Source organism: Rhodospirillales bacterium, assembly GCA_016710335.1.
In the GTDB taxonomy this organism is placed as follows: Bacteria; Pseudomonadota; Alphaproteobacteria; order Rhodospirillales; family Defluviicoccaceae; genus JADJXQ01.
Genome location: JADJXQ010000013.1, coordinates 14,208 through 29,283 on the forward strand (window position 1 = coordinate 14,208; position 15,076 = coordinate 29,283).

The window sequence follows — 15,076 nt, forward strand, 5'->3', positions numbered from 1 at the left end:
ACGTCGCGGTAAGGACGGCGATTGCTCGCCCGCTCGAGACGGGTTCTTCCGACACCGCCCGGAGGGGTCGTCGACGACGCGCTCAGTCGCTCGCGGCCTCGCGGCCTTCCTCGATTGCCTCTTCCGCGGCCTTGCGGTCGGCCGGCCCGGCCTTTGGCTTCCGCTGCGTGGCGGCAGCGCCCGGGTCATGGCAAAGGGCTACGAAGAGCGGAAAATGGTCGGATTGGATGTCGTCGAGCACGGCGAGTTCGAGCAGGACGAACGATTCCTCGAAGAAGACATGGTCGAGTGGCCAGCGCAGTAGCGGCGACATGGCGACGAACGTTGGGTAGAGACCGCGGCCGATGCGTGGATCCAAGAGGCCGCTGATTTCCTGAAAAAGGCTGTTGGTCTGTGACCACGCCACGTCGTTCAAATCGCCGGCGACAATCGAGGGTACGGTCTCGTCACTGACCTCCTTGCCGACGACGAGCAACTCCGCATCGCGCTCCTCGGTATCCGACAAGGGCGGGGGCTTCGGATGGAGGCCGTAGAGGTTGATGCGTGCGCCGGAGGGGAGCAGCAAGCCGGTCTTTATCGACGGCACGCTCTCTTCGATCAGATAGCGCACCAGCGGATCGATCAACTCAAAGCGAGAGAAGAGGTGCATGCCGTAGCTGTTTTCCCGGGGATGCAGGATGGCATGCGGATAGGCGTCGCCCAGCGGCTTCATCTGGGTATCCCACCACGAGTCCGTCTCGACGAGCAGGATGAGGTCGGGATCGACGTCATCGACCAGCGCAAGGAGAGGGGCCGACTCCCGGTTGTCGACGAGGACGTTTGCAATCAGGATGTCGATTCGCGAGTTGGCGGGACAATCCGCTGCGGCTTCTGCCTGGGGAGCCGCGAGCGGCGTGTAGTTCCAGATGTTGAAGACTTGCCAAGCGAGCGCCGCCGCGAGCAGGGCCGCGAAGGCGCGCTTCAGGCGTCGCCGCGGGAACGCAATGAACGGAACCAGAAGCAGCACACCCGTGAGGCAGGCCCCTATCTGAACTCGCGGAAAATCCCAAATTCTGATCCAGCGCTCGTTGCTCGGGACCAGCGCCAAGACGGTGACCGCGATCGCCGCTACGCCAAGCGCGACCAGAAGCCAGCGTACCATCCAAACCATTGCAGCCTCTCTGCCGACGGCGATCCAGGAGCCGAGCTACAACGTCCTGTTTTCACATCAGTAGAGCAACGGCAGAGCCGGCGATTCTGCGCGTGAGGCCAGTAGATCAGCTCGTATTCCCGCATCAAGCGATTTTTCAGCGTCAGCAGAATCATTCCCCATGCCCTACCGCCGCGTCGCGCTACGGCGGCCGAAACCAGGGCGGAGACCGGGATGCCTTACATCGTTTGAACAAGTCGTTCCGCTGTGCTAATGGTTCGCAAAATCAATACGTCCTCGCCTCTTCGAGGAGGGTAGGGCATGACGTTGCTACGCGGGATCACCTTGGCGATCGGATTGATGTTGGTCGGCGCTTCTGCGGCGGACGCCGCGAGCGTCCCTTTCGCGGCCAGCCTCAGAGGCGACCAGGAAGTGCCTCCGGTCGCGACTTCGGCGCTCGGAACTGCGAGCGCCCTGTTGACCGGCGATTTCGGGGCGAACAACTTCGTTCTACAGTACGCGGTGGCATACTCGGGGCTTTCGACGCCGATCGCGCCGGTGGCGGGCACCGGCGGCCACCTGCACAACGCACCGGTCGGCGTCAACGGCGCGATCGTCCACCTTTTCGACACTTCGCCGTTCAACTACACCGGCACCCAAAGCTGACTTGAAAGTCCCCTTTGTTCGACGACCGGTCAAATGGCGCGGCCGGCGCGAGATCCACGGCAGTCACGGGCCAGGACGGGCCAGGGAGGACAACGGCGACGCCGGTCTGATCCTGTGCTTCCGGATCTCAGCGGGAGATTGGCGTGGAGCCAACGCTCGGAGCAGGAATGGCTCCAGCAAGCGCTGAGCGTCTAAGGCCGGTGTACCAGAGGTGTTACCCGAGAGCCCGGTTTGAGACGTTGATCTTCGCAGATTCAATGGAAGTCTGGGGCGAGAGATGGGACTTGAACCCACGACCCCCTGGACCACAACCAGGTGCTCTAACCAACTGAGCTACTCCCGCCACCGGCCTTGTGACATAGACCCGCCCCCCTGTCCCGTCAAGCGCCGCCGAAGTGGCGATCCCCGCCCCTTCATGCGCCTTTGAAGTGGCGGCGGAGGCGGGCGCAGGCTTCGTCGAGCAGCGAGTCCTGCTTGCAGAAGCAGAAGCGGACGAAGGTGTTGATCGCCGCGTCCCGGTAGAACGCGCTCATTGGCACGGCGGTGACTCCGGCTTCCGTGGTGATGTGTCGGCAGAACTCCTCGTCGGACCCCTCGAACCCGACCGATCGGATATCGACGGTGAGAAAATAGGTGCCGGCCGAAGGCAGCACGGCAAAGCCGGCGGCGGCCAGTCCCGCTGCCAGGCGGTCGCGCTTGACCTGCATGTCGGCGGCCAGCGCGGTGAAATATCCGTCGGCCTGACGCAAGCCGTACGCCGCCGCCGTCTGCAGGTTGGGCGGCGTGGTGAAGGTCACGAACTGGTGGGCCTTGGCGACGGCGGCGAGCAGCGCCGGGGCTGCGGTGACGTAGCCAACCTTCCAACCGGTGGCGGAAAAGGTCTTGCCGGCGGAACCGATGCGAAGCGTGCGCTCGCGCATGCCGTCCTCCGCCATCAGCGGCACGTGGCGGCGGCCGTCGAACACCAGATGTTCATAGACCTCGTCGCACACCGCAACGACACCGTGAGTCTCGATGAGCAGCGCCAGAAAGCGCCGCTCGTCCTCGTCGAACACCTTGCCAGACGGGTTGTGAGGCGAATTGAGGACGACGACCCGGGTCCGCGCGGAGACGGCCGCTTCCAGCGCCTGTCGCGGCAGGCGCCAGTCGGGCGGCTCCATGCGCACCAGCTTCGGGATTCCGCCGGCGCGGCGGACCATCGGCAGGTAGCTGTCGTAGAGGGGCTCTATCAGCACCACCTCGTCGCCCGGCTCGATCAGTCCCAGGAAGCAATCGGCGAGAGCCTCGGTTGCGCCGGAGGTCACGATCACCTCCGTCCGCCAATCCACGTCGATGCCGTAGAAGCGGCGATTGGCTTCGGCCACCGCCTGGCGCAGGTCCGGCGTCCCGAACATCGGCGGATACTGGTTTGGCCCGGCCATCAGCGCCTCTGCCGCGATCCGGCGGATGTCCTCCGGCCCTTCCGTATCCGGGAAACCCTGCCCCAGATTGATGGCGCCATGCTCCGCCGCGAGCGCGCGCTCATCAGCGTGAACACCGTCGTCCCGTACTCACCGAGGATGCTGTTACCGGTCGTCATGCCGCACGCCAGGGATCAGATGCCAAGGGTCAGAAAACATACGACGGTCCGTCGCGCCTCACGCGCGGCGCCGTTCGCCGACGGATGTAAGGTGCGGGCGCAGGTAGCGGCCGGTGTGGCTGGCGGCGACGGCGGCAACCTCCTCCGGGGTGCCTGCGGCGACGATGTGGCCGCCACCGGAGCCTCCCTCGGGTCCGAGGTCGACGACCCAGTCGGCGGTCTTGATGACTTCGAGATTGTGCTCGATGACGACGACCGTGTTGCCGGTATCGACCAGCGCGTGCAGCACCTCCAACAGCTTGCGGACGTCGTCGAAATGCAGCCCCGTGGTCGGCTCGTCCAGGATATAGAGGGTGCGGCCGGTAGCGCGCTTCGACAATTCCTTGGCGAGCTTGACCCGCTGCGCTTCGCCGCCGGAAAGCGTCGTCGCCTGTTGGCCGAGGTGAATGTAGCCGAGGCCGACCCGCTCTAGGGTGGCAAGCTTGTCGCGGATCGCCGGCACCGCCTTGAAGAAGTTCCGCCCCTCCTCCACCGTCATGTCGAGGACGTCGGCGATCGACTTGTTGCGGAATGAGATTTCCAGCGTTTCCCTGTTGTAGCGTCGGCCGTGGCATTCGCTGCATTGGACGTAGACGTCCGGCAGGAAATGCATTTCGATCTTGATGACGCCGTCGCCCTGACAGGCCTCGCAGCGCCCGCCCTTGACGTTGAACGAGAAGCGCCCCGGCTTGTAGCCGCGGACCTTGGCCTCCGGCAGCGCGCTGAACCAGTCGCGGATCGGCGTGAACGCACCGGTGTACGTGGCCGGGTTGGAGCGCGGGGTGCGGCCGATCGGCGACTGGTCGATATCGATCACCTTGTCGATTCGCTCGATGCCGTCGATGCGCTCGTGCGGCCCCGGATGCACGCGGGCGCCGTGCAGTCGGCGGGCCAGGGCCGGATAGAGGGTGTTGATCACCAGGCTCGATTTTCCGCTGCCGGAGACGCCGGTGACGGCGGTGAACGTGCCGAGGGGGATCGAAACGCTGACGTCCTGCAGGTTGTTGGCGCGGGCGCCAATGACGGCCAGGGCGCGATCCTTAAGGAGACGCCGCCGCTGCGCCGGCAGGGGAATGGCGCGTTTGCCGGTGAGATATAGCCCGGTCAGGCTGTGGGGGTCGGCCATGATGGCCCCCGGCGTTCCGCACGACACCACTTCGCCGCCGTGGATGCCGGCGCCGGGGCCCATGTCGATGACATGATCGGCGGCGCTGATCGCTTCCTCGTCGTGCTCGACCACGATGACGGTGTTGCCGAGGTCGCGGAGCCGCTTCAGCGCCTCGAGCAGACGCCCGTTGTCGCGCTGGTGAAGGCCGATGGACGGTTCGTCGAGAACATAAAGCACCCCGGTCAGCCCCGAGCCGATCTGCGACGCGAGGCGGATGCGCTGGCTTTCACCGCCGGACAGCGTGCCCGACGCCCGCGCCAGGGTAAGATACTCGAGCCCGACGTTGCCAAGAAACCCAAGGCGTTCGTTGATCTCGCGGAGGATGCGCCGCGCGATCTCCCGGCGCTGCTCCGTGAGGCTGGCTTCGGCCTCGTGGAACCACCGGGCCGCGGTGTCGATCGGCAGGTCGGTGACGGCGCTGATGTCGAGGCCGGCGATCTTCACCGCCAGCGCCTCAGGCTTCAGGCGCTTTCCGGCGCAGGTTTCGCAGGTGCTGACCGTCTGGTAGCGGCCAAGCTCGTCGCGGATCCACGCCGAGTCGGTCTCCTTCCAGCGGCGCTCCATGTTGGGGATCACCCCCTCGAACGGCTTGCGGATCTCGTAGGAGCGGATGCCGTCGTTGTAGCTGATGGTCACCGGATCGCCGGAGCCGAACAGCACGATCCGGCGAATGTCTTCGGGAAGCTCCCGGTAGGGCATGCGCAGGTCGAAGGCGTAGTGCGCCGACAGGCTGGTCAGGGTCTGGCGGTAGTACTGGGAGGTGGAGTTGGCCCACGGAGCTATGGCGCCGTCGGCCAACGACAGGCGGTCGTCCGGCACCACCAACTCGGGATCGAAGAACATCTCGGTGCCGAGGCCGTCGCAGGCCGGGCAAGCGCCGAACGGATTGTTGAACGAGAACAGCCGCGGTTCGATCTCGTCGATGGTAAAGCCGGACACTGGGCAGGCGAATTTGGCGGAAAAGGCGATGCGCTCGCCGCTCTCCACGTCTTCGACGAAGGCCAGGCCGTCGGCGAGCCCAAGCGCCGTCTCGAAGCCCTCCGCGAGGCGCGGGGCCAATGCGTCGCGGACGACGATGCGGTCCACCACCACCTCGATGTCGTGCTTGCGCTTCTTGTCGAGCGCCGGCACTGCGTCGATGGGGTGAATGTCGCCGTCCACCTTGACCCGCTGGAAGCCGCGCTTCAGTAGGTCCTGCAACTCCTTCCGATACTCGCCCTTGCGGCCGCGGACGATCGGCGCAAGAAGCAACAATCGCGTCCCTTCGGGCATGGCGATGACCCGGTCGACCATCTGGCTGACGGTCTGGCTCTCGATGGGGAGGCCGGTCGCCGGCGAATGCGGAACGCCGACCCGCGCCCACAGGAGGCGCATGTAGTCGTAGATCTCGGTGACCGTGCCGACCGTGGAGCGCGGATTGCGCGACGTGGTCTTCTGCTCGATGGAGATCGCCGGCGACAGGCCCTCGATGGAGTCGACGTCCGGCTTCTGCATCAGCTCCAGGAATTGCCGCGCGTAGGCCGACAGCGATTCGACGTAGCGGCGCTGCCCTTCGGCGTAGATGGTGTCGAACGCCAGCGACGACTTGCCGGAGCCGGACAGGCCGGTGATGACGGTGAGGCGGTCCCGCGGGATCTCCACGTCGACGTTCTTCAGGTTGTGCTCGCGGGCGCCGCGAACGACGATGGTGTCCATGACAGCTCCGGCGGGCTCGCGAGATCTCTCGCCATCATATAGTCCTGCCGGCGCATCCCCGACAACCGAATGCACGTATTCCAGCGGCGCGCACTGCGAACTGTCACCACAGCCGAAGATCAATCAGCTGTCTGGGGCGTGGTGGTGGCGAAATAGGAGACGGCCCCTCTTGACCGGGGAGCCGTCTCGAAATCAACCAACTGACTCGGGCCCGCTATTTCCGTCGGCGGCGGACGATGCCGAGACCGAGCAAAGCCGAGGCGAACAAAGGCAGCGCAGCCGGAACCGGAATAGGCGCCACCGGCCCCGGTCCGCTGCCGGGATCCAAACCGGGGGTGCCCGGCGGGTCGGGCAGGCCGGCAGTCGGCGGTGGAGTGGCGCCTGGCGGCGTCGACGGGCCCGAGTCCAAAGCCAAGACGGGCGCCAAATCGAGCTTCCCACCGGTGGCGCTGAACGCATCCTGCACATCTACGGCACCGACCGGGCTGCCGCCAATGCTCCCGAACAATACGGAGAACGCAGGGAGAGACGTTGGTTCGCCTGTGGCATTATCGGGAAGGCGTTCCACAGTATCGAAAGCGATTACGCTGTTCCCGTCGAAGGGGATGGCCGAATTCCCAATCGAAAAAGCCAGGCTGGCCCCTTTGTCGAATTTCGTCGCCTCTGAGCCGTTCCACGTGAAGCCCGCACCTGACGGGACAATGAACTTGTCTCCGTTCAGCAAGCCGCCCGGGGTGTTGACGCTGAAGTCCGTAATGGCAAACCTTGTAGGCAACGGACCTGTTTTCGCCTGTTCGAGCGTTCCGTCGGTGACCAGGGTGCCGACCTGTCGGCCTGAGCAACAGAATGAGTTCGGATTGTCGAATCCCCAACTCCATTGCGTTGCGGCGTTCGCAGTGTCAACGGCGGATACGAACAGGCCGGCCAACGCAAAAACGCCTACCGCGGTATGTCGTCGCACCATGACGCGTCATCCTCTCAGCCCCTGTCAACCAGCATTGGTAATCGCTGATAGGTTTCGACCAAGCCTTTCCAAAATAAGGCTGGATTCGAATAGTTAAGAAGTCAAGCAAGAAAAAATCTGCTTATCCACGACAGGCCACGACGCGGATTGCACACTTTATATATGTTATTTTAATAAAACAACATGGACAACATGCATTTTTAGGTTTGACAACGCATAAAAAGTGTACAATATTAGACGGTCAGGGTAGCGCTTTGTGCACATGAAGGTCTGGTGGCGATGAAGGAACAGGTCGTGACGGCAAACCGGCTGGCTGACGGACGGGTTGTGTATCTGGCGGGAAGTGGCGACTGGTCGTCTCGTATCGGCGACAGCCAGGTTGCCGCCGACCCGGACACCGCCGCTCAGATTATGGCGACGGCCGACGCGGCCGCGGCGCAGCAGATCGTCGTCGAGCCATACCTCATTCCGGTGGTCACGGAGAACGGCTTGGTGCGCCCGATCCGCTATCGCGAGCGCATTCGCGCCGGCGGCCCGTCCGTCCAGCCCGCTTCTTCAGCGCAGGCGAAAGATGCCGCACCTGGAGGCCACCGTGTATCGATATGACGAATTCGACCAGACGCTGGTCGCCGAGCGTGTCGCCCAGTTCCGCGACCAGGTCGCCCGCCGCCTCGACGGCGCCCTAACGGAAGACGAGTTTAAGCCGCTCCGGCTGATGAACGGCGTCTACCTGCAGCTGCACGCCTACATGCTGCGCGTCGCCATCCCCTACGGCACCTTGTCATCGCGGCAGATGCGACGGCTGGCCGAGGTGGCGCGACGCTATGACCGCGGCTACGGCCACTTCACCACGCGCCAGAACATCCAATACAACTGGCCCGCGCTGAAAGACATCCCCGACCTGCTCGCCGAACTGGCCGAGGTCGAGATGCACGCCATCCAGACCAGCGGCAACTGCATCCGCAACGTCACCGCCGACCATTTCGCCGGCGCCGCCGCCGACGAGATCGAGGACCCGCGCATCTGGTCCGAGATCATCCGCCAGTGGTCGAGCCTGCACCCGGAATTCTCGTTCCTGCCGCGCAAGTTCAAGATCGCGGTCACCGGCGCCCCCGCCGACCGCGCCGCAATCGCCGTGCACGACATCGGGCTTCGCATCGTCCGCGACGACGAGGGCGAAGTCGGCTTCGAGGTGATGGTTGGCGGCGGCCAGGGGCGCACCCCGATGATCGCCAAGACCATCCGCAGCTTCCTTCCCAAGCCCTACCTGCTGTCCTACCTGGAGGCCATCCTCAGGGTCTACAATCAGTTCGGTCGGCGCGACAACATGTTCAAAGCCCGCATCAAGATTCTCGTCCACGAGATTGGTGCGGAACGGTTTTCAGACTTGGTGGAAGAGGAGTGGTCGCAGCTCCGCTGGGAGGGCGTCGATTTGCCGACGGGCGAGATGGAGCGCATCGAAGCGTACTTCCGGCCGCCGCCGTTCGCCGATCTGCCGTCCGTGGATCGCGGCTTCGAAGTGCGCAAGTTCGAGGATCCGGCGTTCGACATTTGGGCGCGCGCCAACCTGTTCCCGCACCGCCAGTCCGGCTACTCCATCGTTACCCTGTCCCTCAAGCCGGTCGGCGGCGTGCCGGGGGACGCTACCGCCGAGCAGATGGACGCCGTTGCCGACCTCGCCGATCGCTACAGCTTCGGCGAAATCCGTGTCTCCCACGAGCAGAACCTGATCCTGCCCCATGTCCGCCAGGCGGACCTCCATGCGCTGTGGCAGGCGCTTCGGCCGCTCGGCCTTGCCACGGCCAACGTCGGCCTCGTCACCGACATCATCGCCTGCCCCGGCCTCGACTACTGCGCCCTCGCCAACGCCCGCTCGATCCCGGTCGCACAGCGGATCACGGAGCGGTTTGCCAATCTCGCCCGCATCCACGACATCGGCGAACTCAAGCTCAAGATCTCCGGCTGCATCAACGCCTGCGGCCACCACCACGTCGGCCACATCGGCATTCTCGGCGTCGACAAGAAGGGCGAGGAATACTACCAGATCACCCTCGGCGGCGACGCCACCGAGACCGCTGCCCTCGGCGACCTCGTCGGACCGGCGTTCAGCGCGCACGATGTGGTGGACGCCGTCGAGACCCTGGTCGAGACCTACGTCGCCCATCGCGCCGCCGGCGAGCGATTTCTCGACACCTACCGCCGCGTCGGCCTGCAGCCCTTCAAGGACACGCTCTATGCCTCTCATTAAACACAGCCGGGTCGTCGACGATCCGTGGATCCCGGTCGCCGACGACGGGCCGCTGCCGGCCGCTGGACCGGTGCTGGTGTCGCTGGCCCGCTGGCGAAGTGACCGGGACGCGCTGATCGGCCGGGGCGAGCCGCTCGGCGTACGGCTGGCCAGCCACGAAACGGCACCCGAGATCGCCGCAGACCTTCCGCATTTGGCGCTGGTCGCCATCACCTTCCCAACCTACCGCGACGGCCGCGGCTACACCACGGCGCGGCTCCTGCGCCAAAGGCACCGATTCCAGGGCGAGCTTCGCGCCGTCGGCAACGTGTTGCGCGATCAGTTCCTGTTCCTGCAGCGGTGCGGCTTCGACGCCTACGATGTCGCCAAGGACGCGGACGTGGCCGCCTGGCGGGCGGCGATCGAGGAGATGTCGGTATGGTATCAACCGGCCGCCGACCACCGCGTTCCCGCGGTGCGCCGCCGCCACCTGCGCGAGGCCGCGGAATGACCTGCGGCACCGCCGCCGCACGGGCCTGGGGAGAGGACGAGGCGCCGCTCCAGTTGGCGCAGCGCGTCGAGTCCCTCGCCCGACGCTATGAAAGCGTTGATACCGCTGCGCTCGTCTCCGCCATGGTGCGCGACGAGTTTCCCGGCCGCATCGCCCTGGTCTCGTCGTTCGGCGCGGAGTCGGCGGTCCTCCTGCACATGGTCGCCGCGGTCGAACCGGCAACGCCGGTGATCTTTCTCGATACCGGCAAGCTGTTCGGCGAAACCCGTCGCTATCGGAATGCTCTGATTGCGCGCCTCGGCCTCACCGGCGTCCGCAGCGTAACGCCCGATCCCGGCCGCGTCTCCGACCTCGATGGCGACGGCGTGCTGTGGTACGGCAACCCGGACATGTGCTGCTACATCCGCAAGGTGGAGCCGCTGCAGCGGGCTCTTGCCGGTTTCGACGCCCGCATCACCGGTCGCAAAAGCTTTCACGGCGGCGCCCGCGCTGGCCTGCCGCTGGTTGAAACCGACGACGGCGGCCGCATCAAGATCAACCCGCTGGCCCGCTGGACTGCGAACGACGTGAAGCGCTATTTCACGGCGCACGACCTCCCCCTTCATCCGCTGGTCGCCGACGGTTTCCTGTCGATTGGCTGCATGCCTTGCACCGACCGGGTCCAACCCGGGGAAGACGTGCGCGCCGGCCGCTGGCGCGGCCGCGACAAGACGGAATGCGGCATCCACCTCCCCCTCGGCCGCTGGAAACCCTTCGACAGCGGGATTTGAATCCGGGCGGGAGCGGGGAACCCCTCCTTCCCTCCACGGTTCCAATGAGCTCGGCGAAGCAGGTCGGCGCGTCATCTTTACCCCGGCGGGGCGAACACCGTCATCGCGGCCGGCACGACCCGGAAGTCGGCGGGAGTTTCGGAAACCACTTCCCCGTCCACGTTAATGCGCATCGGCCGGTCGGTCTCGATGCGGATGTGGGAGCCGCGGAGAAGCTTGATCGCGTCGACCATGCGGTGCTTGCCCCACTTTATGACCGGGAACAGCGTCATCAGCCGCCAGATCGAGTTCGGCGACAAGGAGTAGAGATCGAGGCAGCCGTCGTCGATGCGGGCATCGTCGACGATGGTCAGGCCGCCGCCGTAGTGGACGCCGTTACCGACGGCGATCTGGATCGAGCGAAACGTGTGGTGCTCGCCGTCGCACTCGATCTCCGCTGTGAACCGGGTCGATTTCTGTAGTGCCTCCCACGCGTGGCCGAGGTAGCCGAGCACGCCCCATCGGCGCTTGGCCTCCCCGGACAGGCGAGCGGCAATCGAGACGCTGATGCCCATGCTGGCGACGTTGAAGAAGTGCTTGCCGTTGACCCATCCGAGGTCTATGCGCCGCGTCTTGCCGGCAGCGATGATGGTGCACGCCTGACGGACGTTGACCGGAATGGCCAGCGTCCGCGCCAGGTCGTTGGCGTTGCCCATGGGAATGATGCCGAGCGGCCGGTCGCAAGCGAGAACGGCTTCGATGGCGTGAGAGAGGGTTCCGTCGCCGCCGCCGATCACCACCATGTCGTAGTCGGCGCCGTGGCGGCGGATGATGTCCGGAATGCGGGTCGGGTCGCGGACGAAGTTCGCGGAGACCTCGATGTCGGCGTCCTCGAGGATCTTCAGGCCAAATTCGAACGTGCCGGTACCGCGCGTGCCTTTGCGGTTAATGACCACCAGCGCCTGACGATGCCCGTTGCCGGCGGGGCGATGTACGGTTTCCATGACTTAATGTCGTCGAACCGCGTGCCGCTGACAACGAATTGCTGCGGAGCGTCGTCTCCGAAGCCTCTTCCACAACGTGGGCGCAGAAAGGGCCCCGCGCGGCGGCGGAGCCCTATCGACGACAAAAGCCGGGTCGTCAGGAAGAGTAGTACATCTGCCACTCGACCGGGTGCGGGGTGTGCTCGAAGTTGTAGACCTCTTCCCACTTGAGCTGGATGTAGCCGTCGATGAGGTCATCGGAGAACACATCGCCCTTCTTGAGGAAGTCGCGGTCGGCACTGAGGGCATCGAGGGCTTCCCGCAGGGACCCGCACACGGTCGGCACGCCTTCCAGTTCCTCCGGCGGCAGGTCGTAGAGGTTCTTGTCCATCGGATCGCCCGGATGGATCTTGTTCTGGATGCCGTCCAGACCCGCCATCAGCATCGCGGCGAAGCCGAGGTAGGGATTGGCGGTCGGGTCCGGGAAACGCACCTCGACGCGCTTGGCCTTGGGGCTGGTGGCGAAGGGGATGCGGCACGAGGCCGAACGGTTGCGGGCGGAATATGCCAGCAGCACCGGCGCCTCGAAGCCCGGGATCAGCCGCTTGTAGCTGTTGGTCGAGGGGTTGGTGAAGGCGTTGATGGACTTGGCGTGCTTGATGATGCCGCCGATGTAGTAGAGCGCCGTTTCCGACAGGTCGGCGTAGCCAGAGCCGGCAAAGGTCGGCTTGCCGTCCTTCCAGATCGACTGATGCGTGTGCATGCCCGAGCCGTTGTCGCCGGCCACCGGCTTCGGCATAAAGGTCGCCGTCTTGCCGTAGGTCTGCGCCACCATATGGACGCAGTACTTGTAGATCTGCACCTGGTCGGCGGCCTTGACCAGCTCCTGGTAGGTCAGGCCAAGCTCGTGCTGGCTCGGCGCCACCTCGTGGTGGTGCTTGTCCATCACAAGGCCCATCTCCTGCATCACCGACACCATCTCGGCGCGGAGATCGTGGGCCGAGTCGACCGGCGGCACCGGGAAATAGCCGCCCTTGACGGGCGGCCGATGGCCGGCGTTGCCCTCGGCAAGCAAGCGGCCGGTGACGTAGGGGCCTTCGTTCGACGAGAATTCATAGAAGCAGTTGTGCATCTCGACGGCGAAGCGGACGTCGTCGAACACGAAGAACTCTGCCTCCGGTCCGAAATAAGCAGTGTCGCCGACGCCAGTCGAAGAGAGGTACGTTTGGGCCTTCTTGGCGAGCGAGCGGGGGTCGCGTTCGTACGGCTGCCCCGTCGACGGCTCCAGCACGTCGCAGAACAGGATCAGCATTGGCTGGGCCGCGAACGGGTCCATAACCGCGCTGGTGGCGTCCGGGATCAGCGCCATGTCCGACTCGTTGATCGCCTTCCAGCCGGCGATTGACGATCCGTCGAACATGATGCCGTCCTGGAATGCATCGTCGTCGACGAATGACGACGTCATGGTCAGGTGCTGCCACTTGCCCTTGGGGTCGGTGAAGCGCAGATCGACGTACTTGATCTCCTGCTCCTTGATAACCCGAAATACGTCTTCGGGCGACTTGCAGTCTAAGGCCATAAACCCGTTCCTCTTGTCTTTGGATGCCCTGGAGTTAACAATGAGCTGCGGCGCGCTAGATGGCCTCAAGGCCGCGCTCGCCAGTGCGCACTCGTATAGCCTCTTCGACGGTGGAGACAAAGATTTTCCCGTCGCCGATGCGGCCCGTCTTGGCGGCGCCGGTGATCGCCTCGATAACCCGCTCGACCATGCCGTCGTCAATCACCAGCTCGATCTTCACCTTCGGCAGGAAATCGACAACGTACTCGGCCCCGCGATAGAGCTCCGTGTGCCCCTTCTGGCGCCCGAAGCCCTTGGCTTCGACCACGGTGATGCCTTGCAAGCCGAGTTCGTGAAGGGCCTCTTTGACCTCGTCCAGCTTGAAGGGCTTGATGATCGCCTCAACCTTTTTCATCCTCTGGCCCCTTTCTCGTCGATGATCGTGTGACTCGTTTGACAGAAGGCAGGCACTCCACCTCGTGCCGCCTTGCCTTGCCCCGCTTCAAGCACGCCCCGTGCCAAAGTGCGGCAAACCCGGGCGACGGCCCCTGAAAGAGGCGTACGGTAGGTGGCGGCACCGACGGTGTGTTGCGAAGCTGCCTGTCGAATAGGCATTTGACAATGCAGTGTGCAATGGGGTTGGTGGGATCCCCGCAGCGTCCGCCGTTCCACTACGTGGCACGGCGGTGTCCTTCGGTCAATGATGCAAGAGCGCCGCCGGACGGGGCGACGGGCCCGTGACGTTTGATCCGGGCGTCGGACATGATGTCTCTGATCAGCGGGCAGTCACCGCCATGGAAAAACGCCGCCCGAAGGCGGCGTTTCCATTAAGGCTGATACGGCGGTTGTGCGTCACCGCTTGATACCGATCTTATTGTCATCGCTCTACGGCGATCTCTTCTTTATCGCTCGATGGCGATCTCTCTATTTACTGCTCGATGGCGATCTCGACACGCCGGTTCTGGGGCTCGCGAACGCCGTCGCCGGTCTTCACCAGCGGCTCGGTCTCACCCTTGGCAGCAGTGTCGATCTGGTTCTGGTCAATGCCCATCTTTGCGAGAGCCGCCCGAACCGCTTTGGCCCGACGCTCGGACAGGCCCATGTTATAGTCAGCCGGACCAGAGGTGTCGGTATGGCCAGTCGCCATGATGGTTTTGTACGAACCGGACTTGGCGGTGTCCGTCACAGTCTTGAGGATGTCCATGGCCTCGGAAGTGACGTTGGCCTTGTCCCAATCAAAGAACACCAGATAGCTGCCGGGCGCAGCGGGCACGCCCGCCATTGCCGCCTCGATCTTGGCCATCGCATCCTTGAAGCCGTCCCGACAAGCGGCAATGTGGTCTTGCTGGAAGGGCCAGTTCTCTTCCTGCTCCTGCATCCAGCACTCATACATGGCTTGCGCTCGAGCTGCCTCGTCCGGAATCTTGGTCCTGGCGCTGGCGTCGAGGGCCGTGACAAGGCGGTTGCGAGCTGCCGACAGCTCACCAACCTTCTCGCTCGGCAAGTTGCGGGCGCTGGTTTCTTCCGGCGCCGGGGGGTTGTTGTTGCCGGCGGCCATCGACCGCACCGCGAAGGTGTCGGAATCGCGGTAGTCGCCTTCTCCGTACTCAGCTTTCGACAACGCCAGATAGTCTGCGGACAGCGCGGTTGCGAAGGCGGACCCCTGCGGCGTCATCTTCTGTGCCTTCCCGTATTGCAGCCCCGCACACCCAGCGACGCTTACGACCGCCAATCCAGCGACGGCAATTCTGCTCAGCTGGTTCATACTCATGCTCCTCCTCGTGTTCACTGAATCAAGTATAAGATCA

The 15,076-nt window shown here is 64.6% G+C and carries 12 protein-coding genes, 1 tRNA gene and 1 pseudogene; 5 read left to right on the forward strand and 9 right to left on the reverse strand.

Annotation, left to right across the window (positions count from 1 at the left end; translation table 11 throughout):
- Positions 1-82 precede the first annotated feature (82 nt).
- On the reverse strand, positions 83-1,150 hold the full coding sequence (locus tag IPM60_14550; protein MBK8909062.1) for an endonuclease/exonuclease/phosphatase family protein: 1,068 nt from the start codon (positions 1,148-1,150) through the stop codon (positions 83-85).
- A gap of 300 nt (positions 1,151-1,450) precedes the next feature.
- Between IPM60_14550 and IPM60_14555 the strand changes: the two genes are divergently transcribed.
- Positions 1,451-1,795, forward strand: coding sequence for a CHRD domain-containing protein (locus tag IPM60_14555; protein MBK8909063.1), 345 nt, complete (start codon positions 1,451-1,453; stop codon positions 1,793-1,795).
- Between the two features lie 266 nt (positions 1,796-2,061).
- Here the strand turns inward: IPM60_14555 and IPM60_14560 are convergent.
- The 4 genes and pseudogenes from IPM60_14560 to IPM60_14575 all read right to left on the reverse strand — a co-directional run bounded on the left by IPM60_14560 (position 2,062) and on the right by IPM60_14575 (position 7,240).
- Positions 2,062-2,138 (reverse strand) — tRNA-His (locus IPM60_14560).
- Between the two features lie 70 nt (positions 2,139-2,208).
- A pseudogene (locus IPM60_14565) lies at positions 2,209-3,374 on the reverse strand (aminotransferase).
- 58 nt (positions 3,375-3,432) lie between these two features.
- A complete protein-coding gene (uvrA, locus tag IPM60_14570) occupies positions 3,433-6,276 on the reverse strand; it encodes an excinuclease ABC subunit UvrA (protein MBK8909064.1) in 2,844 nt (947 codons plus the stop codon).
- Between the two features lie 214 nt (positions 6,277-6,490).
- Positions 6,491-7,240: a VPLPA-CTERM sorting domain-containing protein gene (locus tag IPM60_14575; protein ID MBK8909065.1), complete on the reverse strand. Its 750-nt coding sequence runs from the start codon at positions 7,238-7,240 to the stop codon at positions 6,491-6,493.
- 279 nt (positions 7,241-7,519) lie between these two features.
- Here IPM60_14575 and IPM60_14580 point away from each other — a divergent pair, with 279 nt between their 5' ends.
- From IPM60_14580 to IPM60_14595, 4 genes are read left to right on the forward strand one after another with little or no spacing between them, the layout of a single operon-like run.
- A complete protein-coding gene (locus IPM60_14580) occupies positions 7,520-7,846 on the forward strand; it encodes a DUF2849 domain-containing protein (GenBank protein MBK8909066.1) in 327 nt (108 codons plus the stop codon).
- Positions 7,833-9,488 (forward strand): nitrite/sulfite reductase, encoded by a 1,656-nt coding sequence (locus IPM60_14585; protein ID MBK8909067.1) that lies wholly within the window; start codon positions 7,833-7,835, stop codon positions 9,486-9,488. Before IPM60_14580 ends, IPM60_14585 begins: the two co-directional genes overlap by 14 nt.
- Complete coding sequence (locus IPM60_14590; GenBank protein ID MBK8909068.1) at positions 9,475-9,978, forward strand: DUF934 domain-containing protein; 504 nt, start codon at positions 9,475-9,477, stop codon at positions 9,976-9,978. Before IPM60_14585 ends, IPM60_14590 begins: the two co-directional genes overlap by 14 nt.
- Complete coding sequence (locus IPM60_14595; protein MBK8909069.1) at positions 9,975-10,748, forward strand: phosphoadenylyl-sulfate reductase; 774 nt, start codon at positions 9,975-9,977, stop codon at positions 10,746-10,748. The genes IPM60_14590 and IPM60_14595 overlap by 4 nt, the downstream gene beginning before the upstream one ends.
- A 77-nt stretch (positions 10,749-10,825) precedes the next feature.
- On the opposite strand, the gene IPM60_14600 is transcribed toward IPM60_14595, so the two are convergent.
- The 4 genes from IPM60_14600 to IPM60_14615 form a co-directional block, all read right to left on the reverse strand.
- On the reverse strand, positions 10,826-11,731 hold the full coding sequence (locus IPM60_14600; GenBank protein ID MBK8909070.1) for a lipid kinase: 906 nt from the start codon (positions 11,729-11,731) through the stop codon (positions 10,826-10,828).
- A gap of 136 nt (positions 11,732-11,867) precedes the next feature.
- Positions 11,868-13,289, reverse strand: a complete 1,422-nt coding sequence (gene glnA, locus IPM60_14605) for a type I glutamate--ammonia ligase (GenBank protein MBK8909071.1) — start codon at positions 13,287-13,289, stop codon at positions 11,868-11,870.
- Between the two features lie 55 nt (positions 13,290-13,344).
- On the reverse strand, positions 13,345-13,683 hold the full coding sequence (locus tag IPM60_14610) for a P-II family nitrogen regulator (GenBank protein ID MBK8909072.1): 339 nt from the start codon (positions 13,681-13,683) through the stop codon (positions 13,345-13,347).
- Positions 13,684-14,196: 513 nt separating this feature from the next.
- On the reverse strand, positions 14,197-14,943 hold the full coding sequence (locus IPM60_14615) for an OmpA family protein (protein MBK8909073.1): 747 nt from the start codon (positions 14,941-14,943) through the stop codon (positions 14,197-14,199).
- Positions 14,944-15,076: the final 133 nt, after the last annotated feature.

Excerpts from the sequence above, each read along its gene's own strand:
- IPM60_14550 (MBK8909062.1), bottom strand. The coding sequence starts at position 1,150 with ATGGTTTGGATGGTACGCTGGCTTCTGGTCGCGCTTGGCGTAGCGGCG.
- IPM60_14555 (MBK8909063.1), top strand. The coding sequence starts at position 1,451 with ATGACGTTGCTACGCGGGATCACCTTGGCGATCGGATTGATGTTGGTC.
- uvrA (MBK8909064.1), bottom strand. The coding sequence starts at position 6,276 with ATGGACACCATCGTCGTTCGCGGCGCCCGCGAGCACAACCTGAAGAAC.
- IPM60_14575 (MBK8909065.1), bottom strand. The coding sequence starts at position 7,240 with ATGGTGCGACGACATACCGCGGTAGGCGTTTTTGCGTTGGCCGGCCTG.
- IPM60_14580 (MBK8909066.1), top strand. The coding sequence starts at position 7,520 with ATGAAGGAACAGGTCGTGACGGCAAACCGGCTGGCTGACGGACGGGTT.
- IPM60_14590 (MBK8909068.1), top strand. The coding sequence starts at position 9,475 with ATGCCTCTCATTAAACACAGCCGGGTCGTCGACGATCCGTGGATCCCG.
- IPM60_14595 (MBK8909069.1), top strand. The coding sequence starts at position 9,975 with ATGACCTGCGGCACCGCCGCCGCACGGGCCTGGGGAGAGGACGAGGCG.
- IPM60_14600 (MBK8909070.1), bottom strand. The coding sequence starts at position 11,731 with ATGGAAACCGTACATCGCCCCGCCGGCAACGGGCATCGTCAGGCGCTG.
- glnA (MBK8909071.1), bottom strand. The coding sequence starts at position 13,289 with ATGGCCTTAGACTGCAAGTCGCCCGAAGACGTATTTCGGGTTATCAAG.
- IPM60_14610 (MBK8909072.1), bottom strand. The coding sequence starts at position 13,683 with ATGAAAAAGGTTGAGGCGATCATCAAGCCCTTCAAGCTGGACGAGGTC.
- IPM60_14615 (MBK8909073.1), bottom strand. The coding sequence starts at position 14,943 with ATGACGCCGCAGGGGTCCGCCTTCGCAACCGCGCTGTCCGCAGACTAT.